We start from the raw sequence: 23,230 nt of genomic DNA, 5'->3' as shown, positions 1-23,230 counted from the left end.
GTCTTGCGGGTGTCGACGCGAACGGGGTAAGAGCGGACAAGAGCATTCGAGGGAAGGGCAACACCATGCGTCGAGTAGTTGTGACGGGCTTGGGATTGGTGACACCGCTTGCGGACGGGGTCGAGGCGAGTTGGTCGCGCATTCTGGACGGGCAGTCCGGGGCGGGGACGATCTCAAAGTTCGATGCCAGTCATCTTGCGACGGATTATGCCTGCGAGGTGCCTTATGGGGACGGATCCGACGGGACGTTCAATCCGGACACCTATCTTGACAAGAAAGAGCAGCGCAAGGTCGACGAGTTCATCCTGTTCGGCATGGCGGCCGCGCATCAGGCGGTGCGGGATGCCGGGTGGATGCCCGAGGATGAAGAGAGCCGGTTGCGCACCGGGGTGATGATTGGATCGGGCATTGGTGGGCTCAATTCGATTGCCGAGACCGCGTTGCTGATCCGCGACAAGGGGCCACGGCGGGTGTCTCCATTCTTTATTCCCGGCGCGTTGATCAACCTGATTTCGGGGAATGTGTCGATCAAGTACGGCTTCAAGGGGCCAAACCATGCGGTTGTGACCGCCTGTTCGACCGGCGCGCATGCCATTGGGGATGCGGCGCGGCTGATCATCTTCGGGGATGCGGACGTGATGGTGGCCGGCGGGGCCGAGGCGGCGATTTCCGAGATCGGGATTGCCGGGTTCAATGCGTGCAAGGCGCTGTCCACGAAGCGCAGCGAGACCCCCAAGGCGGCGAGCCGCCCTTATGATGCGGACCGCGACGGGTTCGTCATGGGGGAAGGCGCGGGAGTCGTTGTGCTTGAGGAATACGAGCATGCCAAGGCGCGGGGCGCGCGGATCTATGCCGAAGTGTGTGGCTATGGTCTGTCGGGCGACGCATATCACATCACCGCGCCGTCCGAGGATGGGGAAGGTGGCGAGCGGTCAATGCGTGCGGCGCTGAAGAATGCCGGGATCGAGCCTGCCGATATTGATTACATCAACGCGCATGGCACGTCGACCATGGCAGATGTGATCGAGCTGGGTGCGGTCGAGCGGATGATGGGCGACGCGGCGGGCAAGGTCACGATGTCGTCGACCAAATCCGCGACCGGGCACCTGTTGGGGGCTGCGGGGGCGATCGAGGCGATCTTTTCGATCCTTGCGATCCGCGACCAGGTGGCGCCTCCGACGATCAATCTGGACACGCCGGCGGTCGAAACCAAGATCGACCTTGCGCCGAACGCCAAGCGGGCGCGCGAGATCACCTATGCGTTGTCGAACTCTTTCGGGTTTGGCGGGACCAATGCCAGCGTCGTCTTCGGCCGGATGGACCGCTAGATCATGTGGCGACATATTGCGTCTAACGCGCTGACTTTTCTGGTTGTTCTGGTTTTTCTCCTGGGTGGTGTGCTGATCTGGGCGCAAAACACCTATGTCTCTGAAGGGCCGTTGGAGCAGCCGATCTGTGTCCAGGTCGAGCGGGGGACGAATTTCCGGCGGGTGTCGGACAACCTGGCGCGGGACGGTGCTGTATCGAGTGCGGCGCTTTTGCGGGTCGGTGCGGATTATGCCGGCAAGACGTCCGAATTGAAGGCCGGGTCGTTCCTAGTGCCGGAAGGCGCGTCGATGGAGCAGATCGTGGATATCGTGACGCGTGGCGGGGCCAGTACCTGTGGGACCGAAGTGGTGTACCGTATCGGGATCACGCGTGCCTCGGTGCAGGTGCGCGAGCTTGATCCGGCGACGGGGCGGTTTGAGGAAATTGCGGAATTCAATCCGGAAGAGGACGCAGCTCCGGCGGAATATATTGACGTGAAAGCCGAGACCGATACGCGCTATCGTGTGGCGCTGGCGGAAGGTGTGACCAGCTGGCAGATCGTGCAGGAATTGGGCCAAATCGACATTCTGGACGGGGACATCGAAGAGACCCCTGCGGAAGGATCGCTTGCTCCGGACAGCTATGAGATCAGCACGGGGGACAACCGTTCTGAGCTTCTGGCCCGAATGGCGTCGGCGCAGGATCGGATTCTGGCCGAGGCCTGGTCAAACCGTCAGGATGGGCTGCCCCTGGCCAGCCCGGAGGAGGCGTTGATCCTTGCGTCGATCATCGAGAAGGAAACCGGCACGCCGGAGGAACGCTTCCTCGTGTCCAGTGTGTTCAACAACCGTCTGGAGCAAGGCATCCGGCTTCAGACCGACCCGACGGTGATCTATGGCATCACCAAGGGTGAAGGTGTGTTGGGGCGTGGGTTGCGGCAGAGCGAACTGCGGCGCGAGACGCCTTGGAACACCTATGTGATCGACGGGCTGCCGCCGACCCCGATTGCCAATCCGGGCCGCGCCAGTATCGAGGCGGCGTTGAACCCGGATGATACCGGGTACATTTTCTTTGTCGCCAAGACTCTTGATCCATCCGATGGACACAACTTCGCGGAAACTCTGGCCGAGCATAACGAGAATGTCGCGGCGTATCGGGCGCTTGAAGCGCAGCGGGAGAATTGAGCCTGCCTTTTCCTGACGGGGTGTCCTCGGGATGGGGATGATCGACTTTCTGCTTATCGGCGCAGTGGTGTTTGTCATTGCCGGGTCGGTCAAGGGGCTCGTGGGCATCGGGTTGCCCACGGCGGCGATCAGCATGTTGACCATGGTCATTGACCCGCGCACGGCGATCGCGATGGGGCTGGGCCCGATCATTGCGTCGAACGCCTGGCAGATCTGGACGATGGGCGATCTGCGCGGCGCGATTTCGCGCTATTGGGTGTTTGCGATCTCGCTGGGCGTGAGCGTGTTCCTGACGGTATGGCTTTCTGCCGATCTGTCGGACCGGGTGATCTTTCTTGCGCTTGGCTTGTCCATCGTGTCTTTCGCGGTTTTGAATCTGCGCTTTGTCATGCCGCGCATTCCGGATCGGTTCGACACGCTTGCGCAATTCGTCTTTGGCAATCTTGCGGGCATTCTGGGCGGGCTGTCCGGGGTCTGGATTGCGCCTGTCATCATGTATATGAGCGCGCGGCAGGTGCCCAAGGACGAGTTTGTCCGGGCGACGGGCCTGTTGTTGTTCGTCGGCGGTGTGCCCTTTGCCGTGGCTTATGTGCAGCAAGGGCTGGTGACACCCGAGCTGGGCATGGTGTCTTTGCTGCTGATCCTGCCGACATTGCTGGGCTTCACGTTGGGGGCGCGGTTGCGGTCGCGGTTTTCGAATGAGAGTTTCCGCAAGCTGGTGCTGTACGTCTTCCTGGTCCTTGGGCTGAACCTGCTGCGGCGGGGGATTTTCTGAGCCGCGCTCGTAGTGGTTAAGAATGCCTGAATCACTTCAATTTGTGACCTGCTCATGGGTTTTGTGCCTTTCGGAGCGAGGTCTTGCCGAGGTCTTAAACCTCCGCGCGGCGCGTTAGGCGCTTCTTTCCTCATTGACGGTCTATTGCTTCGTGCCTGCTAGGCATCAAAAGGTTGCGGGGTATCCCGTGGCCTGCCGGTGCGTCGATGGACGGAGATCCATTCAGCACAGGAGGCAGGGATCGCATGGTTTTGATCACTGCAGAAGAAACGGGCAGCGCGCTTGAGACAGAGCGCGATGCCATTGCGCAGGAGTTGCGCACCATCCGCGAGATGGTGGCAGCCCTGCGCAGCAAGGTGGAGGCCGGAGAAACGGGCACGGCAACCGAGGCAGCCAAGGCGCTGTCCGAATTGCGGGCCTGGCTGAAACACGCCAAGGATACGGAGGTTCAGATTGAAAGACATCGCCGAGAACATGCCGCCATTGAAGGGGCTTACGGGCTTGACCTCGATGCGGCGCGGGTTGCGGTCGGGTGCCGACTTGATCGCCTTCGCCAGTGTTGCCGAGAAGGACGCGTTCCTGAGCAGTCTTGAAGAGGTGGATGGGGCGCTTCTGGCGCTGCCCTACCTGTTCGAGTTCTGGGCGCATCCGCACCAGTTGCCCCCAGAGGGGGACTGGCGGTCGTGGGTGATCCTTGGTGGGCGCGGCGCGGGGAAAACCCGCGCCGGTGCCGAATGGGTGCGGTCCATGGTCGAGGGATCGCGGCCATTGGACAAGGGTGCTGCCCGCCGCGTGGCGCTGGTGGGCGAAACGTTGGATCAGGTGCGCGAGGTGATGATCTTTGGCGACAGCGGGATCATGGCTTGTTCGCCACCTGATCGGCGGCCCGAATGGCTTGCGACGCGGCGGATGCTGCGCTGGCCCAACGGGGCCGAGGCTGTGGCGTGTTCGGCGCATGATCCGGAGAGTTTGCGCGGACCGCAGTTTGACGGCGCGTGGGTGGATGAATTGGCCAAGTGGAAGCGCGCGCAGGAGGCGTGGGACATGTTGCAGTTCACGCTGCGACTGGGGTCGCATCCGCGGGTTTGTGTGACGACAACACCGCGGAATGTGAGTGTTCTGAAGGGTTTGTTGGCAGCGCCGTCCACCGTTGTGACGCGTGCGCCGACCGAGGCGAACCGGGCCTATCTGGCGTCGTCGTTTCTGGACGAGGTGCGGGCGCGCTATGCGGGCACGCGGTTGGGGCGGCAGGAACTTGACGGGGATTTGCTGGATCAAGCCGAAGGTGCGCTTTGGTCGATGGAGGCGTTGGAGCGGGCGCGGTGTTCCGTGCTTCCGGCGTTTGACCGGATCGTGGTGGCGGTTGATCCGACCGCAAGCAGCGGCAAGGGATCGGATGCCTGCGGGATCGTCGTGGCCGGGGTGGTCACGGACGGGCCGCCGCAGGATTGGCGGGCGGTGGTGCTGGAGGATTGCACCGTGCAGGGTGTGTCGCCTCTGGTCTGGGCGCGGCGGGCGATCACGGCGATGGAGCGCTGGGGTGCGCATGCGCTGGTGGCCGAGGTCAACCAGGGTGGTGACATGGTCGAGGCCGTGTTGCGGCAGGTCGATCCGATGGTACCGGTGGTGCGGGTGCATGCATCGCGGTCCAAGGCGGCGCGGGCCGAGCCGGTGGCGGCTTTGTACGAGCAGGGGCGCGTGGCGCATTACGGGGCATTTGACGCGCTGGAGGATGAGATGTGCCAGATGACGCGGCTGGGATACCAGGGAACGGGGTCGCCGGACCGACTGGATGCGTTGGTCTGGGCGCTGACCGATCTGGTGATCGCGCGGGCGGCGGAGTGGCGTGTTCCGCGGGTTCGGACGTTGCGCCGATGACCGCACGGTATGGTTTCCAGCCGTTAACCTTTGCCGGTTAGGTTGGTTTCATCGGAAGGCGCGGTCAGGAGCGCGTCACGGAATTTGACGGAACGGTGATTTGGGAGCGGGGCCTTGCGATGCGGCGGGCTGCGGACGAGGGAGCCGTGTCTGGGGGCGCCAGAGACCTGTGGGCTTGGGTCTTTGGCACATGGCCGGTCGGAAGGGTTCGAGAGACCTTTCCGGCCGCGCCGGAAACGAAACGGGATTTGCGAGGAGCATGGGCAGCATGGTGTGGGACATCTTTCGGCAGGGACGCAAGAAAGAGGCCGGGATCGAGGCCAAGGCCAGTGCGACGGGGCCGGTTGTGGCGTGGCAGAACATGGGCCGCGTGGCGTGGTCGGCGCGGGATACGGCGTCTTTGACGCGGACGGGGTTCACTGGGAACCCGGTGGGATTTCGGGCGGTCAAGCTGATCGCAGAGGCGGGCGCGGCGGTTCCGCTGGTGTTGCAGGACCAGGCGCAGCGCTATGAGATGCATCCGCTTTTGGACCTGTTGCGCAGGCCGAACACGGCGCAGGGGCAGGCGGAATTGTTCGAGGCGTTCTACGGGCAGTTGCTCTTGTCCGGGGATGGGTACTTCGAAGCAGTGGGTGCCGGCAGCGTGCCTGGCGAGCTGCATGTACTGCGATCTGACCGGATGAAGCTGGTGCCGGGGCCGGATGGGTGGCCGGTGGCCTATGAGTACGGGGTCGGCGGCAAATCGCACCGGTTCGAGATGGGCGAGGGCGCGCGGCCTGTCTGCCATGTGAAAGCGTTTCATCCGCAGGATGATCACTACGGGTTGAGCCCGATGGTGGCGGCGGCGCAGGCGCTGGACGTGCACAACGCGGCGTCGCGCTGGTCGAAGGGGTTGTTGGACAATGCGGCGCGGCCTTCGGGGGCGATTGTCTATCGCGGCACGGATGGTGTGTCGGGGATGGGGTCGGATCAGTATGACCGGCTGGTCGAGGAGATCGAGAGCCATCACATGGGTGCGCGCAATGCCGGGCGGCCGATGTTGCTGGAAGGTGGGCTGGATTGGAAGCCGATGGGGTTTTCCCCGTCGGACATGGAGTTCCAGAAGACCAAGGAGGCGGCGGCGCGCGAAATCGCGGTGGCGTTCGGGGTGCCTCCGATGCTGTTGGGGATTCCCGGCGAGGCGACGTTTGCCAATTATGCCGAGGCGCACCGGGCGTTTTACCGGCTGACGGTGTTGCCGCTGGTGTCACGGGTGACGGCGGCTTTGAGTGCGTGGCTGTCGCAGCATGTCGGGCAGGATTTGGTGCTCAAGCCCGATCTTGACCAGGTGCCCGCGCTGGCGGCGGAGCGCGATGCGCAATGGGCGCGGGTGGCGCGGGCGGAGTTTCTGACCGCGGCTGAAAAGCGCGCGCTGCTGGGCTTGCCGGTGCTTGCCGATGAGTGAGGGGCGCGGAGGGTACGAACCGTTCGACTGCGCGCCTGCGCTGAAGCTGGAGGGTCATGAGCGGGTCACGCAGTTGCGTTTCGAGGGCATCTCGGGGCGGTTGGACCGGATCGAGGCGTTGATCGAACGGTTGGAGCGGCGGGTTTGGCTGGCAGTCTATGGCGTCGCGGCGGCGGTGCTGGCGGATGTGTTTCTGAAGTTTGTTCAGGTGACGCCATGAGGGAGTTTGGGATGGATTTGGAACGGAAATTCTGCCGGTTCGACGCGGATATCACGGTCACGGATGGCTGCGTGATCGAAGGCTATGCGTCGCGGTTCGGGCAGTGTGATCAGGGCAATGATGTCGTCGCAACAGGAGCTTATGCGGCGTCTTTGAAGCGGTTGGCCGAAAGTGGCCGAGCGGTGAAGATGCTGTGGCAGCATGATCCGGCGCAGCCCATCGGCATCTGGGACGAGGTGCGCGAGGACGATGTCGGTTTGTACGTGAAGGGGCGTCTTCTGGACACCGTGGCGCGTGGTCGGGAAGCGGCGGCGCTGGTGGCGGCGGGGGCGATTGACGGGTTGTCGATTGGCTATCGCACCAAAGCCGCGACGAAGGACAAGCAGGGCCGCAGGGTTCTGACGGAACTGGAGCTGTGGGAGGTGTCGCTGGTGACCTTTCCGATGCTGCCCAGTGCGCGGGTTGCAGCCAAGGGGGAGCCCCCCGAAATGGCGGATCTGCGGGAGATGGCACGCCTGATCGAAGAGGCGCGCCGGACATTGGTGGACGGCTAGGGCCACCCTTCAGAGATGGGAAAATCGGGATGAGTGAGACCGGGACAACGTCGCGGAGCGGGGAAGATCTGTCTCCGTTCACCCAGGTGGGTGCGGCCCTTGCGGGGCTGGTGGGCGACATGCGCCGACAGCGCGACGACTTCGAAACAAAGCTACAGGAACAGGAAAAGCGAATGACCATGATTGATCGAAAGACAGCCTATGCGGGGCGTCCTGCGCTGGCGGGTGGTGTGAAGACCCAAGACGTGCATTACCAGGCGTTTGACGCCTATCTGCGCACCGGCGATGACGATGCGTTGCGCGGGTTGGAGCTGGACGTGAAATCCATGTCCACCGTGGTGAACGGCGATGGCGGGTTCCTGATCGATCCTGTGACATCGGACACCATCCAGGGTGTGCTGAAGAGCAGCGCCTCGCTGCGCGCGGTGGCGTCGGTCGTGAATGTCGAGGCGTCGAGCTATGACGTGCTGATCGACCAGGGCGATACCGGCGCGGGCTGGGCCGACGAGATCGGTGCGCGCACCGAAACCGGCACGCCTACCATCGACCGCATTTCGATCAAGCTGCACGAGCTGAGCGCGATGCCAAAGGCCAGTCAGCGCCTGCTGGACGACACGGCGTTTGATATCGAGACCTGGCTTGCGGGCCGGATCGCGGACACGTTTTCGCGTGCCGAGGCAGGAGCCTTCATCACCGGTGACGGCAATGACAAGCCGCGTGGTATCCTGAACCACGGAGCGGTGGACAATGATGTCTGGACCTGGGGCAACCTTGGCTATGTGCCGACGGGCGTGGACGGCGACATCGGCAATGGTGACGCGCTGATCGAGCTGGTCTACGCGCTGGGGGCGGAATACCGCGCCAATGCGGCATTTGTGCTGAACTCGAAGACGGCCGGGACGCTGCGCAAGCTGAAGGATGCCGATGGGCGCCACCTTTGGTCGGACGGGTTCACGTCGGGCGAGCCTGCGCGTCTGCTGGGCTATCCGGTGCTGATCGCCGAGGACATGCCGGACATCGGGACGGGGGCTGATGCGATTGCCTTTGGCGATTTCCGCGCGGGCTACACGATTGCCGAACGTCCTGATCTTCGGGTGTTGCGTGATCCGTTCAGCGCCAAGCCGCATGTGTTGTTCTACGCGACCAAGCGTGTGGGCGGGGATGTGAGCGATTTTGCCGCGATCAAGCTGCTGCGCTTTGCCGTCGCCTAAACGGTGAAGGCGGACATGGGGAAGGCGGTGCGGGCCGTCTTCCTCATGGGGCGCGCGCCGGTGTGCCGGCGTTGTCTAGCCGCTCCCTCCGTCCGAGCAACGGCGGCGGCGCGCGTCCGACAACTTACCGGCCTCTGAACGAGGGACAGGTTTGCGGAGAACACGAGATGTATTTGATTGAAGAGAGCCAGATACCGGATGCCGCTTTGCCGGTGGCGCGGTTGCGCGACCATCTGCGGATGGGCAGCGGCTTTGTCGAGGACGGGCTTCAGGATGGGCTGCTGGGCGGGTTTCTGCGCGCAGCCCTTGCAGCGGTCGAAGCGCGGACGGGCAAGGCGCTGTTGGTGCGTGATTTCCTGTTGAGCCTGCATCGCTGGCGTGACGTGACAGGGCAAGTGGTGCCGATTGCGCCGGTGCGTGTCGTGACCCAGGTCACTTTGGTTGATGCGTTTGGGGCTGGCATGGTTGTCGATGCGGCGCGCTATGCGTTGGTGGCGGATGGCGACGCGCCGAAGCTGGTGCCGATGGGGGCGTGTTTGCCGTCGATCCCAGAGCATGGCAGCGCCGAGGTTCGGTTTCAGGCGGGGATGGCGGAGGCGTTTGGCGATCTGCCTGCCGATCTGGCGCAGGCGGTGATGCTGCTGGCGGCGCATTATTACGAATACCGCGACGAGACCGCGTTGGGGCAGGGCTGCATGCCGTTTGGAGTGACGAGTCTGATTGCGCGCTATCGCCCGGTGCGGTTGGGATTCGGGACATGAGTGGGCCGCGGCTGACATCGAAGCTGGTGCTGGAGCGGCTGGACGCTGTGCCGGATGGTGCGGGCGGGATGCACGAAAGCTGGATCGCGCTGGGCGTGATCTGGGGTGAGGTCAAGCCAAGGTCCGGGCGCGAGGGTGTCGGCGAGGCCGGGCAGGTGTCGGTGACCGGGTTTCGCGTGCTGGTGCGTGCTGTGCCGCAGGCCCATTCGGCGCGGCCTTTGCCGGAGCAGCGCTTTCGGGATGGTGCGCGGGTGTTTCGGATCAATTCGGTGACCGAAGCCGATCCCGGCGGGCGGTTCCTGATCTGCCTCTGTGATGAGGAGGTGGCGACATGAGCTATGCGGTGGCGGCGGCGTTGCAGGGGGCTGTGTATCAGCAGTTGCAGAGCGATGCGGGGCTTTCGGTCTTGGTTGGCAACCGGGTGTATGACGCGGTGCCCAAGGGGCGGTTGCCGGACCTCTATGTGGCGCTGGGCCCAGAGCGGGCGGTGGATGCCAGCGACAAGACCGGGCGCGGGGCGTGGCACGAGTTTGTGGTGTCGGTGATCTCGGACGATGCGGGGTTCCAGAGCGCCAAGGAGGTGTCGGCGGCGGTGTGTGATGCGCTGATCGACGCTGGTTTGACGTTGGAGCGGGGTCGGTTGGTGGCGCTGAACTTCAAACGGGCCGTGGCGCAGCGCGAGAAGGCTGGGCGGCGGCGGATTGACCTGACTTTTCGGGCGCGGGTCGAGGATGACGTCTGAGGGCGTTTCGGAATTTCTGGATAACTTTCAAGCTGGGGAGTGTGGGCGATGGGTGCTCAAAACGGGAAAGACCTTTTGATCAAGGTCGATGTGGATGGCAGCGGCACGTTTGAAACGCTGGCGGGTCTTCGGGCGACGCGGATCAGTTTCAACGCGGAAGCGGTGGATGTGACCTCGCTCGAAAGCGATGGCGGCTGGCGCGAATTGCTGGCCGGTGCCGGGGTGCGGAGTGTCGCGATCTCGGGCGCTGGCGTGTTCAAGGATGCCGGTACGGATGAGCGGGCGCGGCAAATCTTTTTCGACAGCCAGACGCCTGCGTTTCAAGTGATCATCCCGGATTTCGGCGTGGTGCAGGCGCCGTTTCAGGTGACGGGACTGGAATATGCCGGGTCCCATAATGGCGAGGCGACGTACGAGCTGTCTCTGGCCTCGGCGGGCGTTGTGGCGTTCACGGCGGCGGTCTGAGCATGGCGAACCCCTGGCGCGGAGAGGTGACGTTGGTGATCGACGGTGAGCCGCATGTGCTGCGGTTGACGCTGGGGGCGCTGGCGGAGCTGGAGGCGGGTCTCAAGGCGGACACGCTGGTCGATCTGGTGGCGCGGTTCGAGGGTGGCGGCTGTTCGAGCCGGGATGTTCTTGCGCTGATCGTCACAGGCTTGCGCGGTGGAGGATGGCGCGGGACGGCGGCGGATTTGCTGGCAGCGGAGATCGAAGGCGGGCCGCTGTTGGCTGCGCGGGTGGCGGCTGAGCTGTTGGCGCGGGCGTTTGTGCCGGTGGGTGAGGCGTGAGCCGGTTTGACTGGCCCTCGCTGTTGCGTGCCGGCGTGCGCGGTTTGGGGCTGCGCCCGGCGGAATTCTGGGCGCTGACCCCGGCGGAGTTGCATCTGCTGCTGGGTGGTGGCCAAGCGCCCTTGGGGCGGAGCGGGTTGGACGCGTTGATGGCGGCGTATCCGGACAGGCAGGGGGAACGGGATGATTGAGTTGGACGGGATCGACGGGTTTGAGGCGCAGGTGAGTGCGTTGGAAGAGGCGCTGGCGGGCGCGTCAAGTATGGCGGGTGGATTTCAGGCCGAGATGGCGAAGGTGCGCGGTGCGCTGTCGGAGACCGGCAAGGATGCGTCCAAGCTGGAAGGCGCGCTGAACCGGGGGCTGAGCCGGGCGATTGATGGCGTGGTGTTCGACGGGATGAAGCTGTCGGACGCGCTGGGCACGATTGCGCAGTCGATGATCGGGGCGAGTTACCGCGCGGCTGTGAACCCGGTGAAAGAGCATCTGAGCGGGATGGTGATGCAGGGGATCAGCAACCTGTTGCCGTTTGCGAACGGCGCGGGCTTCGCGCAGGGGCGGGTGATGCCGTTTGCGGATGGAGGCGTTGTGAGTGGGCCGACGACCTTTCCGATGCGGGGCGGTGTGGGGCTGATGGGGGAAGCGGGGCCGGAGGCTATCATGCCTTTGGCGCGCGGGACCGATGGCAAGCTGGGGGTGCGGGCTGGCGGCGGTGGGCGTCCGGTCAACGTGGTGATGAATATCTCGACCCCGGATGTGCAGGGGTTTCGGCGGTCGCAATCCCAGATCGCGGCGCAGATGGGTCGGGTCCTGGGAGCCGGTCAGCGGAACCTGTGAGGAGGGCTTGCGATGCAATTTCATGAGATAAGGTTTCCGACAGCGTTGAGCTTTGGCTCAATTGGCGGGCCGGAGCGGCGGACGGATGTGGTCACGTTGGCGAGTGGGTTCGAGGAACGTAACACGCCCTGGGCGCATTCGCGCAGGCGGTATGATGCCGGGATCGGGCTGCGGTCGATGGACGATATCGACACGCTGATCGCGTTCTTCGAGGCACGGCGCGGGCAGATGTACGGGTTTCGCTGGAAGGACTGGGCGGATTTCAAGTCGTGCAAACCGTCTGCGCAGGTGTCGGCCACGGATCAGGTCATTGGGACCGGGGATGGTGTTGTGACCACGTTTGCGTTGCGCAAGATGTACGCGTCGGGCGATGCTGCTTATGCGCGGCCGATTGCCAAGCCTGTTGTGGGGACTGTCATGGTCGCATTGGACGGCGTGGCTCAGGTCGAGGATGCGGATTTCGCTGTCGAGGTCGCGACCGGTGTCGTGTCGTTCTTTGTCGCTCCGACTGCGGGTGTCTCGGTGACAGCAGGGTTCGAGTTCGACGTGCCGGTGCGGTTCGATACGGATCGCATTCACACCAGCGCGGCGACCTTTCAGGCCGGTGACGTGCCGGATGTGCCTGTGCTGGAGCTTCGGGTCTGATGCCGGGCGCAGAGGCGCTGGCCGCGCATCTGGCAGAGGGCCTGACCACGGTGGCTCGGGCGTGGCAGGTGACACGCAAGGATGGGCAACGGTTTGGTTTTACCGACCACGATCTTGATCTGAGTTTTGACGGGATCGTTTTCCGGGCAGACACAGGAATGAGCGCCGCAGCGGTCCAGCAGGGAACCGGGTTGTCGGTGGACAATTCGGAGGCTGTCGGCGCGCTTTCCGATGCCAGCGTGACGGAAGTCGATATTGCTGCCGGGCGGTTCGATGGGGCCGAGGTTACGGCGTGGCTTGTGGACTGGACGGATGTGACTGCGCGCAAGGTGCTGTTTCGCGGGTCCTTGGGTGAAATCACCCGAAGTGGCGGCGCGTTTTCGGCAGAGCTTCGCGGGCTGACGGAATGGCTGAACCGGCCCGTGGGGCGGGTGTTTCAGGCCCCGTGTTTTGCGGTTCTGGGGGATAAGAGCTGTCGCGTTGATACGTCGGCAGAGGGCATGTGGGCTGAGGCCACGGTGACGGATGTCAGCGATCGGGGTGGTTTGTCCCTGATCGGGGCCGCGGGCTTTGATGCGGAGTGGTTTCAGCGCGGGCGTCTGACGGTTCTGGATGGTCAGGCAAACGGGCTTTGGGGCGCGATCAAACGCGATATTCTGTACGCGGATGGTACGCGACAGATCGATCTGTGGGAGCCGTTGCGGGCGGTGATTGCCATTGGGGACCGGGTCAAGCTGATCGTCGGGTGTGACAAGCGATTCGAGACCTGCCGCGCCAAGTTCGACAATCTGGTCAATTTTCAGGGCTTCCCGGACATACCGCAGGAGGAGTGGATCCTTATTCATCCGACGATGGCGCGGTCGCGGACTGGCGGGAGCCTGCGATGACGGAGTCTGATGTCGTCAATGTGGCGCGGGGCTGGATCGGGACACCTTATGTGCATCAGGCCAGCCTGCGCGGGGCGGGTGCGGATTGTCTTGGTTTGCTGCGCGGTGTCTGGCGCGAGGTTTTCGACTGCGAACCGGGATCTGTGCCTGCATACACGAGGGACTGGTCAGAGCCGCAGGGCGACGAGATCCTGTGGCGGGCGCTTTCGGAGCGCATGAAGGCCAAGGACGTTGATGATGAAGCTCCGGGGGACGTCGTTTTGTTTCGGATGCGGGATCGGGCGGTTGCGAAGCATCTCGGGCTTCAGGCGAAGATCGGCGTTTTGGCAAGTTTTGTGCATGCCTATTGCGGGCACGGGGTTCTTGAGACCTCGCTCAGTGCCCCATGGCAGCGGCGCATCGTGGCGCGCTTTGCGTTCCCGCTAGACCAAAAAGGATAAAACGGATGGCGACACTGGTTCTATCAGCTGCGGGAGCGGCACTTGGCAGCAGTTTGGGCGGGTCGGTTCTTGGGCTTTCCATGACGGCCGTTGGTCGGTTCGCGGGAGCAACGCTTGGACGGGCGATTGACCAACGCATACTTGGCGGGGGTGGACGGACGATCGAAACCGGCCGTCTTGACCGGTTGCGTCTGAGCACGGCGGGAGAAGGCCAGCCGATCCCGCAGATTTTCGGGCGGATGCGTGTCGGCGGTCACATCATATGGGCGACGCAGTTCAAGGAGAACGTGTCGACATCCGGCGGCGGCAAGGGATTGTCGCAACAACCGACGATCAAGGAATACAGCTATTCGGTCAGTCTTGCGGTTGCCTTGTGCGAAGGTGAAATCACCAGCGTCAACCGAGTCTGGGCCGATGGCGCGGAAATCAGTGTCTATGACCTGAACATGCGGATGTATCCGGGATCGCAGGATCAGGTGGCGGATCCCAAGATGGAAGCCGTCGAAGGTGTTGGTGCGGTGCCGGCCTATCGAGGTACGGCCTATGTCGTGTTCGAAGATCTTGACCTGGGGCGGTTTGGCAACCGGGTTCCGCAGTTCAGCTTTGAGGTCACGCGACCGGTTCAGGATGACCCGGAGGATGTGCCTTTTGCGATCCGTGCCGTGGCGATGATCCCCGGTACGGGAGAGTATTCGCTGGCGACAGAGCCGGTGGCGCTGAATGTCGGGGTGGGACGGTCTGACATCGTCAATGTGAACAGCCCGTCTGATCGCCCGGATTTTGTCACGTCGCTCAAGCATTTGCAGGACGAGGTGCCGGATTGCGGGTCCGCGTCCCTCGTGGTGAGCTGGTTTGGCAGCGATCTTCGCTGTGGGTCTTGTGTGATTCAGCCAAAGGTCGAGCAAAACGAGTTGGACAGCCTGGAGAGGCCCTGGGTGGTCAGCGGATTGGCCCGCGCCGATGCCGGGTTGGTGCCGGTCGACGAGGGACGTCCGGTCTATGGCGGCACGCCTTGCGACGCATCCGTGATCCAGTCGATCCAGGATATGACCGCGAAAGGGCTTGAGGTGCTCTATTACCCGTTCATCCTGATGGAGCAGATGCCGGGGAATGGGTTGGTGAACCCCTGGACGGGTGAGGGTGAACAACCCAAGTTGCCGTGGCGCGGACGGATCACGGCGAGCGTGGCGCCGGGGCAGACCGGCGATCTGACCGGGACAAGCGCCATTGACTCCGAAGTGGACGCGTTTTTCGGAAGTGCGGGCGTGGAGGATTTCACGGTAGCGGACGGGGCGGTCCTGTACGACGGAGATGAAGACTGGGGGTATCGTCGCTTTATCCTGCATCAGGCGTTTCTTTGTGCCGTTTCAGGTGGTGTGACAGCGTTCTGCATCGGGTCAGAGATGCGCAGCCTGACGCAGTTGCGCGGTGCGACAGGCTTTCCGGCAGTGGATGCGTTGAAGATGCTGGCCGCGGACTGCCGGAGCATCTTGGGGCCGGAGGTGAAGATCGGTTACGCGGCGGATTGGTCGGAATATTTTGGCTATCATCCACAGGATGGTAGTGGAGACGTCTATTTCCATCTTGATCCGCTTTGGGCTGATCCCGATGTCGATTTCATCGGGATCGACAATTACATGCGGCTTTCGGACTGGCGGGATGGTGCGACGCATGTGGATGCCGGTTGGGGGTCGATCTATAACCTCGACTACCTGCGCGCCAACGTGGCCGGGGGCGAAGGGTACGACTGGTATTATCCGTCGGACACGGCACGCGATCTGCAACAGCGGACAGAGATCACCGATGGAGCCCATGGAGAGCCCTGGGTTTATCGTTACAAGGACATCCGCAACTGGTGGTCAAACCCGCATCACAACCGGGTGGGTGGCGTTCGCCAATCAGCGCCAACCGCGTGGGTGCCGCAATCCAAACCGATCTGGTTTACGGAAATAGGCTGCGCGGCCGTCAACAAGGCCACGAACGAACCCAACAAGTTCCTGGACCCGAAAAGTTCGGAGAGCACGCTGCCGGATTATTCCAACGGACTGCGGGATGAGCTGATCCAGCGCCAATACCTGCGCGCGGTGTTGGGCTATTGGAATGACCCAGCGCACAATCCTGTTTCCGGGGTCTATAATGCGCCCATGATCGACATGGGGCGGGTCTATGTCTGGGCTTGGGACGCGCGCCCGTATCCGTGGTTTCCAAATGTTGATGAGATGTGGTCGGACGGGCCGAACTACCGGCGGGGGCATTGGATCAATGGACGGGTGTCCGGGCGAACGCTTGCTTCGGTTGTGGCCGAGATTTGCGAGCGGTCCGCTTTGAGCAGCTATGATGTCAGTGGGCTTTTCGGGTTTGTCAGGGGTTATATTGCGCCGGACGTATCGGATGCACGCCGGTCGTTGCAGCCGCTGATGATGGCTTATGGGTTTGATGCGATCGAACGCGACGGTGTGCTGGTGTTCCGAAACAGGGATGGCGCGCGGGCTGTCACCTTGGACATCTCGCAACTTGCCCTGCATGAGGACCTTGGTTTTGAGGTAACGCAATCACGCAGTTCGCAGGCAGAGATGTCGGGGCGGGTGCGGCTTAACTTTGTCGAGGCGGATGGCGATTACCGCAATATCGCCGAAGAAGCCGTTCTACCTGATGAGGACACCCATGCGGTGGCCGAAAGTGAGGTTCCGATCCTCCTGACCCGTCCCGAAGGGCGGCAGGCGGTCGAGCGGTGGCTGAGTGAAGCGCGGGTGTCGCGCGATGCCGTGCGCTTTGCCTTGCCCTTGTCCCAACAGGCGCTGGGCGCGGGGGATGTGGTGATCCTGCCGTCGGATACTGGACCAACAACGCTGCGGATCGACCGGGTCGAGCAGACGTCGCACCAGCTGATCGACGCGGTGCGGATCGAACCCGAGGTGTATCACCCGGCGGATTTTCCGGACGATCCAACGCCATCGCGCCGGTTTGTGGCAAGTGGGCCGGTTCTGCCGCTGTTTCTTGACCTGCCGCTGATCCATGGTGGCGAGGTTCCACATGCGCCGTATCTGGCAGTGACCTCTGATCCATGGCCCGGCGATGTTGCCATCTACGATGCGATTGAGGATGCCGGGTATACGCTCAACACGCTGGTTGGGACGGCGTCGACGGTCGGCATTACCTTGAATGCGGTCGGGCAGGCGCCTTCGGGCCTCTTTGATCTGGGCACTGCCATTGATGTCAGGCTGACCACTGGGGCGCTGTCTTCGGTCAGTGAGGTCGGGTTGCTTGGCGGTGCAAACCTGGCCGCTATCGGGTCTGGTGATCCGGATGGCTGGGAGGTGATCCAGTTCAAGACGGCTGACCTGATCGCACCGGGTGTCTGGCGGCTGCGCCACTTGTTGCGCGGCCAGTTGGGGAGTGATGCGCTTGCGCCGTCGATTCTTGGAGCCGGGGCGTATTTTGTCTTGTTGGATGGAACCCCGCGCCAGATCGACTTGCCCCAGTCCCTGCGCCGACAGGAGCGTCACTTCCGCATTGGGCCAGCGGACAAGTCTTATGATCATGCCGCGTATCGGCATTTGGTCCGGGCTTTCGCTGGCAACGGGTTGCGCCCCTACAGTCCCGTTCATCTTGCGGTGCATGCGCCGTCAGACGATGTGGTCTTTTCGTGGACAAGGCGCGCGCGCCTCGATGCGGATAGCTGGGATTTGCCGGAGATCCCCTTGGGCGAGGATCGGGAAGCCTATCGGGTGCGGGTTTGGTTCGGCAACGCAGTGTTGCGAGAGGTCGAGGTTTCGATGCCAGGCTGGACCTATACGTCGGCCATGCAGAGTGCGGATGGATTTGGTGGCGAGGGTGTCTTTGAAGTTGCCCAGGTGTCGGACCGGTTTGGCCCCGGTGCGTCGGCACGAATCGCGGTCTCCTTGTGAAGCCCGTCATCTACAACGATGTGCTGGCGGCGGTGTCGGTTGTGGCCTCTGTGCCCCGATCACAGCGCGACATGGCCATGACGCAGCTGTTGGCAGAGGCCGAGATCGCAGACCGGTATCGGCTTTGCCACCGCGCGGCCCACCCGGTCTTTGGCGATGGCAGTCTGTTGACCGCAGCCTTGCGCCGTGATCGCAGGAGCGATGTGTCTTTTGACAGCGAAGGCGGGCTTCATGCGTGGATCTGTGTTCTGACCGTGTTGTCACATCGGCTGGGTCAGCCTGACGCGCAGCTAATACAGCGGATGGCTGTTGGATCAAGCTCCAGGCGTTTGGGGGCGATGTCGTCACCACAGGCGTCACAATAGCCAAACTCACCTTCATCGAGCCGCCTGAGCGCCGCCAGCAAGGCTTTGCGCATCGAATCGCGTCGCGCCTGAGTGGCCTTGGCCATCGACTGACTGAGAAGCGCATCCTGACGTGACAGCCGACCAACCGATTGCTGATCCAGCGAAACAATGGCCTGACTGTCGCGGCCCAAGGCGTCATCCTGATCAAGTTCGTCCAGTCGGTGCAGGATTGCTTTCCGAAAGGCGTCGGTCTGCACATCCTCCATTTTCCTGATCCTTTTCATCACAGCTTTGCGTTTTCGCTCTTTGATCCTATCTGCTATGGTCTGAGCGTCAAAGGAGAGGTGGCATGGCTGAAACACGCGCGAAACTCGCATCCGTCGACCCGGTCTGGGCACGCATCGTCAGGGAAGCGGACGAGGCTGTCGCCAAGGAACCGCTTTTGGGCGGCATGATCCACTATTCGGTGCTGCACCATCCAAGCCTCGAGCGGGCGCTGAGTTACCGGATTTCGCTCAAGCTTGCCAATGGCGAGATGACCGAGCAAATCCTGCGCGAGATTTGTGACGAGGCGTTTGCCTCTGATCCGAGCCTTGCAATGGCGGCGCGGGCAGACATCGTGGCGGTCTACGAGCGTGACCCGGCCTGCCACCGGTTCCTGCAACCGCTGTTGTTTTTCAAGGGCTTCCAGGCGATCCAGTGTTATCGTCTGGGCAACTGGCTCTATCGCCAGGGGCGGCATGATCTGGCCTTCTTCGTCCAGATGCGCTGTTCCGAGGCGTTTGGTGTCGATATTCACCCGGCCGCGAAGATCGGGCAGGGGATCATGATCGACCATGCTCATTCCATCGTGATCGGGGAAACGGCGGTTGTGGGCGACAATGTCTCGATGCTGCATTCCGTGACGCTGGGCGGGACCGGCAAGGAAGAGGAAGACCGTCATCCAAAAATCGGTGACGGTGTGCTGATCGGGGCCGGGGCCAAGGTGCTGGGCAATATCCGTGTCGGCAATTGCTCGCGGGTGGCGGCCGGATCGGTGGTTCTGGAAGAGGTGCCGCCCTGCAAGACCGTGGCGGGGGTTCCTGCCCGAATCGTCGGAGAGGCGGGGTGTTCGCAGCCGTCGATCAGCATGGATCAGATTTTGCGGTCCGGCGCGTGACATAGGCGGGCGATGCGTCGACGCATCGCCTGTTTCCGGTGACGGAAACAGGGGGCTCTGCCCCCGTCACCCTTCGGGTGACTCCCCCGAGGTATTTTTGGCCCAAAGAAACCCGGATCAGGCCAGCATCGCCATCGGGTTTTCCAGATTGTCCACGATGGCTTGCAGCAACTCTGCGCCAAGCGCGCCGTCGATCACGCGGTGATCCACGGACAGGGTCATGGACATCATGGTCGCCACGGTGACTGTTCCGTCTTCGCCCACCACCGGTTTTTTCATCCCTGCGCCAACAGCAAGGATCGCGCCGTGTGGTGGGTTGATGACAGCATCGAAATTCTCGATTCCGAACATGCCGAGATTCGAAATCGCAAAGCTGCCGCCCTGGTATTCATGTGGTGCAAGTTTGCGGTCGCGGGCGCGGGTGGCCAGATCCTTCATCTCGGCTGACAGGGCTGACAGTGATTTCTGGTGTGCGTCCTTGAGCACCGGTGTGAAGAGCCCGCCTTCGATGGCGACGGCGACGGCAACATCGGACGGTTCCAGTTGCAGGAGGCGGTCACCGGCCCAGACGGCATTGGCGGTGGGCACCTGTTGCAGGGCGAGTGCGCTGGCCTTGATGATGAAGTCATTGACGCTGAGTTTCACGCCGCGTTTTTCAAGCTGGGCATTGAGTTGCGCGCGGAAGGCCAGCAGAGGATCGAGAGTGACCGACCGGCGCAGGTAGAAATGCGGAATGGTCTGTTTGGCTTCGGTCAGACGGGTGGCGATGGTCTTGCGCATGCCGTCGAGCGGCACTTCGCTATAGGCGCGGTCTTCGTACATGCGCGCGATGGCGCTGGCATCGACCGGTCTTGCGGCTGGGGCGGGTGCGGCGGCTTGAGCCGGGGCTGCCGCTGGCTGCGGGCTGGCGCTTTCGACATCCGCCTTGACGATGCGGCCTCGCGGGCCGGAACCTGTGATCTGGCTCAGGTCCAGACCCTTGTCCGCTGCAATGCGGCGGGCCAGAGGCGAGGCGAAGATGCGGTCGCCTGACGCGGTCTCGGTCTGTGGTGACTCGCCCCGGCCATATCCTTGCGCTGGTGCTGTCGCCTCTGAGGGCTCGGCAGGTGCAACATGCGACGAGGCGGGTTCCTCCTTCGGCGCAGATGGCGCGCCCAGATCATCAACGCTTTCGCCGTCTTCGAGCAGCACGGCGATTGGGGCGTTTACCTTGACGCCCTCGGTGCCTTCGGAAACCAGCAGCTTGCCGATCACGCCTTCATCGACGGCTTCGAATTCCATCGTCGCCTTGTCGGTTTCGATCTCGGCGATAATGTCGCCCGAGGACACCGCGTCACCTTCCTTGACCAGCCATTTTGCCAGCGTGCCTTCCTCCATTGTGGGTGAGAGGGCAGGCATGAGGATTTCGATGGGCATGTCAGGTCTCCTCGATCAGGGTGATGAGGTCATAGGGGTCTTTGGGCGTCTCACCCGCTTTCAGCGCGGCAACGGCGCGCGTGATCTGACGCCGATGTGCGCCGATCCATTCATAGGCCGATTGGTGCGAGGGCCGGGACTCGTTCGGGAACTTGTCCATCAGGCATTCCGGGACAAAGGCCGCGCCTTCGGGCGTTTCCACATGATAGGCCTCGCGGGCGACATCGCGGGTGCGGACGGTCAGGGCGTCGGTCATTTGTAGCAGACCTTTTTCGCGGCCTCGACCACTTCGGCCGTGGTGACCAGCGCGTGTTTTTCAAGGTTCGCGGCATAGGGCATCGGCACGTCCTTGCCCGTCAGGTTCAGCACGGGCGCATCAAGATAGTCAAAGGCACGCTCCATGATGACGGCGGAGAGATGGTTGCCGATGGCGCCGACTGGGAAGCCTTCCTCGACCGTGATGCAGCGGTTGGTCTTTTGAACCGAGGCAATCACCGTGTCATAATCCAGGGGACGCAGGGTGCGCAGGTCGATCACCTCGGCTTCGATCCCGTCGTTTGCAAGCTTTTCAGCGGCGTCCAGCGCGTAGGTCATGCCGATTCCGAAGCTGACGATGGTCACGTCCGACCCTTCGCGCCAGACACGGGCCTTGCCAAAGGGGACGGTGTAATCCTCGATCTCGGGCACTTCGAACGTCTTGCCGTAGAGGATTTCGTTTTCGAGGAAGATCACCGGGTTCGGGTCGCGGATCGCGGTTTTCAGCAGGCCTTTGGCGTCGGAGGCCGAGTAGGGCATCACGACTTTCAGCCCCGGAATATGCGCGTACCACGCGGCGTAATCCTGGCTGTGCTGCGCACCGACACGGGCGGCCGCGCCGTTTGGACCCCGGAACACCATTGGTGCGCCCATCTGGCCGCCGGACATATACAGCGTCTTGGCAGCCGAATTGATAATCTGGTCAATGGCTTGCATGGCGAAGTTGAACGTCATGAATTCGACGATGGGACGCAAGCCGCCGAACGCAGCCCCCACGGCAACACCGGTGAAGCCATGTTCGGTGATCGGCGTGTCCATCACCCGGCGCGCGCCGAATTCGTCCAGCAGACCCTGGCTGATCTTGTAGGCGCCCTGATACTCGCCAACCTCTTCTCCCATCAGGAACACGTCCTCGTCGCGGCGCATTTCCTCGGCCATCGCATCGCGCAAGGCTTCGCGTACCGTTGTCTGCTTGGTCTTGGTGCCCTCGGGCCAGGTTGCTTCGGCCTTGGCGATGGCGCGGGCGGGTTCGGGATGGGACATGCCAGCGGCGGGCTGGTCTTCCGAGCTTTGCGCCTTGTCCTTCGCCACCAGTTGTTGTGGCGGCGCGGTCTGTTCCGCGTCTTCGACGCTTTCCCCTTCCTCCACCAGCACGGCGATGGGGGTGTTCACGCGCACCCCTTCGGTGCCTTCGGGGATCAGGATTTTGCCGACAATGCCTTCGTCCACGGCTTCGAATTCCATCGTTGCCTTGTCGGTCTCGATCTCGGCCATGATGTCACCGGCATTGACGGTGTCGCCTTCCTTGACCAGCCACTTGGCCAGCGTGCCTTCTTCCATCGTGGGCGAGAGGGCGGGCATGAGAACTTCGGTCGCCATCACACGGCCTCCTCGGCATAGATATCTGTCCAGAGCTCATCCAGGCTGGGTTCCGGGCTTTCCTTGGCAAAGTCCGCGCTGGCGTTGACGATGGCCTTGATCTCCTTGTCGATCGCCTTGAGGTCGTCTTCGGACGCATGGCCGCCCTGCAGAAGCATCTCGCGCACATGTTCGATGCAGTCGCGTTCCTCGCGCATCTTCTGCACCTCTTCGCGGGTGCGGTACTTGGCCGGGTCCGACATGGAGTGGCCGCGATAGCGGTAGGTCTTGATTTCGAGGATATATGGCCCCTTGCCAGACCGACAGTGTTTCACCGCCTTGTCGCCCGCTGCCTTCACGGCCAGCACGTCCATGCCGTCAACCGCTTCTCCGGGGATGCCGAACGCTTCGCCACGGGTGTGCAGGTCGGGGGTGGAGGTCGAGCGTTTCTGGGCGGTGCCCATCGCGTACTGGTTGTTCTCGATGACGAAAATCACCGGCAACGCCCAAAGTGCTGCCATGTTGAAGGTCTCGTACACCTGTCCCTGGTTCGCAGCACCATCGCCGAAATAGGTGAAGGTCACGCGGTCGGTGCCCTTGTACTTGTCGGCAAAGGCCAGACCCGCGCCCAACGGCACTTGCGCGCCGACGATGCCATGCCCGCCGTAGAAATCCTTTTCCTTGGAAAACATGTGCATGGAGCCACCCTTGCCTTTGGAATAGCCGCCCTCGCGTCCCGTCAGTTCGGCCATCACGCCGTTTGGATCCATGCCGCAGGCCAGCATATGACCGTGATCGCGGTACGAAGTGATGCGCTTGTCGCCCTCTTCGGCAGCAGCCTCCAGTCCGACGACGACCGCTTCCTGTCCGATGTAAAGGTGACAGAACCCGCCGATCAGGCCCATGCCGTACAACTGGCCAGCCTTTTCCTCGAACCGCCGGATCAGCAGCATGTCGCGGTAATAGGCGCTCAATTCCTCTGCCGAGACGTTCGGCTGACGGTCTGCCTTGGCCGATGTTTTGCGTGCCGCCATGGGTGCCTCCCTGCGAAACTGATTTAGTATTAAACTTTTTTCAGCAGCCTACGATCTTCATTTGACCAATGGCAAGAGCCG

At 62.8% G+C, this 23,230-nt stretch carries 27 protein-coding genes; 22 read left to right on the top strand and 5 right to left on the bottom strand.

The features are described from left to right. Window positions 1-65 precede the first annotated feature (65 nt). From fabF to ACTIEN_RS09280, 21 genes are all read left to right on the top strand, one after another. Complete coding sequence (gene fabF, locus ACTIEN_RS09380) at window positions 66-1,328, top strand: beta-ketoacyl-ACP synthase II (RefSeq protein ID WP_439522866.1); 1,263 nt, start codon at window positions 66-68, stop codon at window positions 1,326-1,328. A 3-nt stretch (window positions 1,329-1,331) separates the two neighbouring features. Then, window positions 1,332-2,492: an endolytic transglycosylase MltG gene (gene mltG, locus ACTIEN_RS09375; RefSeq protein WP_439522865.1), complete on the top strand. Its 1,161-nt coding sequence runs from the start codon at window positions 1,332-1,334 to the stop codon at window positions 2,490-2,492. Window positions 2,493-2,529: 37 nt separating this feature from the next. Beyond that, window positions 2,530-3,267, top strand: a complete 738-nt coding sequence (locus ACTIEN_RS09370) for a sulfite exporter TauE/SafE family protein (protein ID WP_439522864.1) — start codon at window positions 2,530-2,532, stop codon at window positions 3,265-3,267. Window positions 3,268-3,512: 245 nt separating this feature from the next. Then, window positions 3,513-3,860 (top strand): hypothetical protein, encoded by a 348-nt coding sequence (locus tag ACTIEN_RS09365; protein WP_439522863.1) that lies wholly within the window; start codon window positions 3,513-3,515, stop codon window positions 3,858-3,860. After that, window positions 3,778-5,145: a DNA-packaging protein gene (locus ACTIEN_RS09360; protein WP_439522932.1), complete on the top strand. Its 1,368-nt coding sequence runs from the start codon at window positions 3,778-3,780 to the stop codon at window positions 5,143-5,145. Before ACTIEN_RS09365 ends, ACTIEN_RS09360 begins: the two co-directional genes overlap by 83 nt. Window positions 5,146-5,413: 268 nt before the next feature. Next, entirely contained in the window at window positions 5,414-6,589 is a 1,176-nt protein-coding gene (locus tag ACTIEN_RS09355) for a phage portal protein (protein ID WP_439522862.1), read from the top strand. Then, a complete protein-coding gene (locus tag ACTIEN_RS09350; RefSeq protein WP_439522861.1) occupies window positions 6,582-6,809 on the top strand; it encodes a GTA head formation protein, RCAP_rcc01685 family in 228 nt (75 codons plus the stop codon). The genes ACTIEN_RS09355 and ACTIEN_RS09350 overlap by 8 nt, the downstream gene beginning before the upstream one ends. A gap of 11 nt (window positions 6,810-6,820) precedes the next feature. Further along, entirely contained in the window at window positions 6,821-7,363 is a 543-nt protein-coding gene (locus ACTIEN_RS09345) for an HK97 family phage prohead protease (RefSeq protein WP_439522860.1), read from the top strand. 29 nt (window positions 7,364-7,392) lie between these two features. Then, the gene (locus tag ACTIEN_RS09340) at window positions 7,393-8,574 is read left to right on the top strand and encodes a phage major capsid protein (RefSeq protein ID WP_439522859.1); all 1,182 of its coding nucleotides are present in this window, start codon (window positions 7,393-7,395) and stop codon (window positions 8,572-8,574) included. Window positions 8,575-8,741: 167 nt separating this feature from the next. Next, complete coding sequence (locus ACTIEN_RS09335; RefSeq protein ID WP_439522858.1) at window positions 8,742-9,335, top strand: head-tail connector protein; 594 nt, start codon at window positions 8,742-8,744, stop codon at window positions 9,333-9,335. After that, window positions 9,332-9,670, top strand: a complete 339-nt coding sequence (locus ACTIEN_RS09330; protein WP_439522857.1) for a head-tail adaptor protein — start codon at window positions 9,332-9,334, stop codon at window positions 9,668-9,670. The genes ACTIEN_RS09335 and ACTIEN_RS09330 overlap by 4 nt, the downstream gene beginning before the upstream one ends. After that, window positions 9,667-10,077 (top strand): DUF3168 domain-containing protein, encoded by a 411-nt coding sequence (locus ACTIEN_RS09325; protein ID WP_439522856.1) that lies wholly within the window; start codon window positions 9,667-9,669, stop codon window positions 10,075-10,077. Before ACTIEN_RS09330 ends, ACTIEN_RS09325 begins: the two co-directional genes overlap by 4 nt. A gap of 48 nt (window positions 10,078-10,125) precedes the next feature. Further along, window positions 10,126-10,542, top strand: a complete 417-nt coding sequence (locus ACTIEN_RS09320) for a phage major tail protein, TP901-1 family (RefSeq protein WP_439522855.1) — start codon at window positions 10,126-10,128, stop codon at window positions 10,540-10,542. Between the two features lie 2 nt (window positions 10,543-10,544). After that, window positions 10,545-10,865 (top strand): gene transfer agent family protein, encoded by a 321-nt coding sequence (locus ACTIEN_RS09315; RefSeq protein ID WP_439522854.1) that lies wholly within the window; start codon window positions 10,545-10,547, stop codon window positions 10,863-10,865. Next, window positions 10,862-11,056, top strand: coding sequence for a rcc01693 family protein (locus tag ACTIEN_RS09310; RefSeq protein WP_439522853.1), 195 nt, complete (start codon window positions 10,862-10,864; stop codon window positions 11,054-11,056). The genes ACTIEN_RS09315 and ACTIEN_RS09310 overlap by 4 nt, the downstream gene beginning before the upstream one ends. Beyond that, window positions 11,049-11,699, top strand: a complete 651-nt coding sequence (locus ACTIEN_RS09305; protein ID WP_439522852.1) for a phage tail tape measure protein — start codon at window positions 11,049-11,051, stop codon at window positions 11,697-11,699. The genes ACTIEN_RS09310 and ACTIEN_RS09305 overlap by 8 nt, the downstream gene beginning before the upstream one ends. 12 nt (window positions 11,700-11,711) lie before the next feature. After that, window positions 11,712-12,344 (top strand): phage distal tail protein, Rcc01695 family, encoded by a 633-nt coding sequence (locus ACTIEN_RS09300; protein WP_439522851.1) that lies wholly within the window; start codon window positions 11,712-11,714, stop codon window positions 12,342-12,344. Further along, window positions 12,344-13,231: a DUF2163 domain-containing protein gene (locus tag ACTIEN_RS09295; protein ID WP_439522850.1), complete on the top strand. Its 888-nt coding sequence runs from the start codon at window positions 12,344-12,346 to the stop codon at window positions 13,229-13,231. The genes ACTIEN_RS09300 and ACTIEN_RS09295 overlap by 1 nt, the downstream gene beginning before the upstream one ends. Further along, the gene (locus tag ACTIEN_RS09290; protein ID WP_439522849.1) at window positions 13,228-13,671 is read left to right on the top strand and encodes a peptidase; all 444 of its coding nucleotides are present in this window, start codon (window positions 13,228-13,230) and stop codon (window positions 13,669-13,671) included. The genes ACTIEN_RS09295 and ACTIEN_RS09290 overlap by 4 nt, the downstream gene beginning before the upstream one ends. A 5-nt stretch (window positions 13,672-13,676) precedes the next feature. Continuing rightward, window positions 13,677-17,579: a baseplate multidomain protein megatron gene (locus ACTIEN_RS09285; protein ID WP_439522848.1), complete on the top strand. Its 3,903-nt coding sequence runs from the start codon at window positions 13,677-13,679 to the stop codon at window positions 17,577-17,579. Beyond that, window positions 17,576-17,944, top strand: a complete 369-nt coding sequence (locus ACTIEN_RS09280) for a DUF7742 family protein (protein WP_439522847.1) — start codon at window positions 17,576-17,578, stop codon at window positions 17,942-17,944. The genes ACTIEN_RS09285 and ACTIEN_RS09280 overlap by 4 nt, the downstream gene beginning before the upstream one ends. Here the strand turns inward: ACTIEN_RS09280 and ACTIEN_RS09275 are convergent. Beyond that, on the bottom strand, window positions 17,854-18,192 hold the full coding sequence (locus ACTIEN_RS09275; protein ID WP_439522846.1) for a TraR/DksA family transcriptional regulator: 339 nt from the start codon (window positions 18,190-18,192) through the stop codon (window positions 17,854-17,856). The genes ACTIEN_RS09280 and ACTIEN_RS09275 overlap by 91 nt on opposite strands. 83 nt (window positions 18,193-18,275) lie before the next feature. Between ACTIEN_RS09275 and cysE the strand changes: the two genes are divergently transcribed. Beyond that, window positions 18,276-19,085 carry a serine O-acetyltransferase gene (gene cysE / locus ACTIEN_RS09270; RefSeq protein WP_292292686.1) on the top strand — a complete coding sequence of 270 codons (810 nt, stop codon included), beginning with the start codon at window positions 18,276-18,278 and terminating at the stop codon, window positions 19,083-19,085. A 117-nt stretch (window positions 19,086-19,202) separates the two neighbouring features. On the opposite strand, the gene ACTIEN_RS09265 is transcribed toward cysE, so the two are convergent. The 4 genes from ACTIEN_RS09265 to pdhA are packed head-to-tail and all read right to left on the bottom strand — an operon-like array spanning window position 19,203 to window position 23,149. Continuing rightward, window positions 19,203-20,501: a pyruvate dehydrogenase complex dihydrolipoamide acetyltransferase gene (locus ACTIEN_RS09265; protein WP_439522845.1), complete on the bottom strand. Its 1,299-nt coding sequence runs from the start codon at window positions 20,499-20,501 to the stop codon at window positions 19,203-19,205. A 1-nt stretch (window position 20,502) separates the two neighbouring features. Next, on the bottom strand, window positions 20,503-20,757 hold the full coding sequence (locus tag ACTIEN_RS09260; RefSeq protein ID WP_439522844.1) for a hypothetical protein: 255 nt from the start codon (window positions 20,755-20,757) through the stop codon (window positions 20,503-20,505). Beyond that, window positions 20,754-22,136 carry a pyruvate dehydrogenase complex E1 component subunit beta gene (locus tag ACTIEN_RS09255; protein WP_439522843.1) on the bottom strand — a complete coding sequence of 461 codons (1,383 nt, stop codon included), beginning with the start codon at window positions 22,134-22,136 and terminating at the stop codon, window positions 20,754-20,756. Before ACTIEN_RS09255 ends, ACTIEN_RS09260 begins: the two co-directional genes overlap by 4 nt. Continuing rightward, window positions 22,136-23,149, bottom strand: coding sequence for a pyruvate dehydrogenase (acetyl-transferring) E1 component subunit alpha (gene pdhA / locus ACTIEN_RS09250; protein ID WP_439522842.1), 1,014 nt, complete (start codon window positions 23,147-23,149; stop codon window positions 22,136-22,138). Before pdhA ends, ACTIEN_RS09255 begins: the two co-directional genes overlap by 1 nt. Between the last annotated feature and the right edge of the window lie 81 nt (window positions 23,150-23,230).

Source organism: Marivita sp. (genome assembly GCF_051859345.1).
Classification (GTDB): Bacteria; Pseudomonadota; Alphaproteobacteria; order Rhodobacterales; family Rhodobacteraceae; genus Marivita.
Note: the sequence above shows the minus strand (reverse complement) of the source record. Positions and strands in the feature narration are given on the sequence as shown.

Bases quoted from the DNA above. Each gene is read 5' to 3' on its own strand.
- fabF (WP_439522866.1), top strand. From the start codon at position 66: ATGCGTCGAGTAGTTGTGACGGGCTTGGGATTGGTGACACCGCTTGCG.
- mltG (WP_439522865.1), top strand. From the start codon at position 1,332: ATGTGGCGACATATTGCGTCTAACGCGCTGACTTTTCTGGTTGTTCTG.
- ACTIEN_RS09370 (WP_439522864.1), top strand. From the start codon at position 2,530: ATGATCGACTTTCTGCTTATCGGCGCAGTGGTGTTTGTCATTGCCGGG.
- ACTIEN_RS09365 (WP_439522863.1), top strand. From the start codon at position 3,513: ATGGTTTTGATCACTGCAGAAGAAACGGGCAGCGCGCTTGAGACAGAG.
- ACTIEN_RS09360 (WP_439522932.1), top strand. From the start codon at position 3,778: ATGCGGCGCGGGTTGCGGTCGGGTGCCGACTTGATCGCCTTCGCCAGT.
- ACTIEN_RS09355 (WP_439522862.1), top strand. From the start codon at position 5,414: ATGGTGTGGGACATCTTTCGGCAGGGACGCAAGAAAGAGGCCGGGATC.
- ACTIEN_RS09350 (WP_439522861.1), top strand. From the start codon at position 6,582: ATGAGTGAGGGGCGCGGAGGGTACGAACCGTTCGACTGCGCGCCTGCG.
- ACTIEN_RS09345 (WP_439522860.1), top strand. From the start codon at position 6,821: ATGGATTTGGAACGGAAATTCTGCCGGTTCGACGCGGATATCACGGTC.
- ACTIEN_RS09340 (WP_439522859.1), top strand. From the start codon at position 7,393: ATGAGTGAGACCGGGACAACGTCGCGGAGCGGGGAAGATCTGTCTCCG.
- ACTIEN_RS09335 (WP_439522858.1), top strand. From the start codon at position 8,742: ATGTATTTGATTGAAGAGAGCCAGATACCGGATGCCGCTTTGCCGGTG.
- ACTIEN_RS09330 (WP_439522857.1), top strand. From the start codon at position 9,332: ATGAGTGGGCCGCGGCTGACATCGAAGCTGGTGCTGGAGCGGCTGGAC.
- ACTIEN_RS09325 (WP_439522856.1), top strand. From the start codon at position 9,667: ATGAGCTATGCGGTGGCGGCGGCGTTGCAGGGGGCTGTGTATCAGCAG.
- ACTIEN_RS09320 (WP_439522855.1), top strand. From the start codon at position 10,126: ATGGGTGCTCAAAACGGGAAAGACCTTTTGATCAAGGTCGATGTGGAT.
- ACTIEN_RS09315 (WP_439522854.1), top strand. From the start codon at position 10,545: ATGGCGAACCCCTGGCGCGGAGAGGTGACGTTGGTGATCGACGGTGAG.
- ACTIEN_RS09305 (WP_439522852.1), top strand. From the start codon at position 11,049: ATGATTGAGTTGGACGGGATCGACGGGTTTGAGGCGCAGGTGAGTGCG.
- ACTIEN_RS09300 (WP_439522851.1), top strand. From the start codon at position 11,712: ATGCAATTTCATGAGATAAGGTTTCCGACAGCGTTGAGCTTTGGCTCA.
- ACTIEN_RS09295 (WP_439522850.1), top strand. From the start codon at position 12,344: ATGCCGGGCGCAGAGGCGCTGGCCGCGCATCTGGCAGAGGGCCTGACC.
- ACTIEN_RS09290 (WP_439522849.1), top strand. From the start codon at position 13,228: ATGACGGAGTCTGATGTCGTCAATGTGGCGCGGGGCTGGATCGGGACA.
- ACTIEN_RS09285 (WP_439522848.1), top strand. From the start codon at position 13,677: ATGGCGACACTGGTTCTATCAGCTGCGGGAGCGGCACTTGGCAGCAGT.
- ACTIEN_RS09275 (WP_439522846.1), bottom strand. From the start codon at position 18,192: ATGGAGGATGTGCAGACCGACGCCTTTCGGAAAGCAATCCTGCACCGA.
- cysE (WP_292292686.1), top strand. From the start codon at position 18,276: ATGGCTGAAACACGCGCGAAACTCGCATCCGTCGACCCGGTCTGGGCA.
- ACTIEN_RS09265 (WP_439522845.1), bottom strand. From the start codon at position 20,501: ATGCCCATCGAAATCCTCATGCCTGCCCTCTCACCCACAATGGAGGAA.
- ACTIEN_RS09260 (WP_439522844.1), bottom strand. From the start codon at position 20,757: ATGACCGACGCCCTGACCGTCCGCACCCGCGATGTCGCCCGCGAGGCC.
- ACTIEN_RS09255 (WP_439522843.1), bottom strand. From the start codon at position 22,136: ATGGCGACCGAAGTTCTCATGCCCGCCCTCTCGCCCACGATGGAAGAA.
- pdhA (WP_439522842.1), bottom strand. From the start codon at position 23,149: ATGGCGGCACGCAAAACATCGGCCAAGGCAGACCGTCAGCCGAACGTC.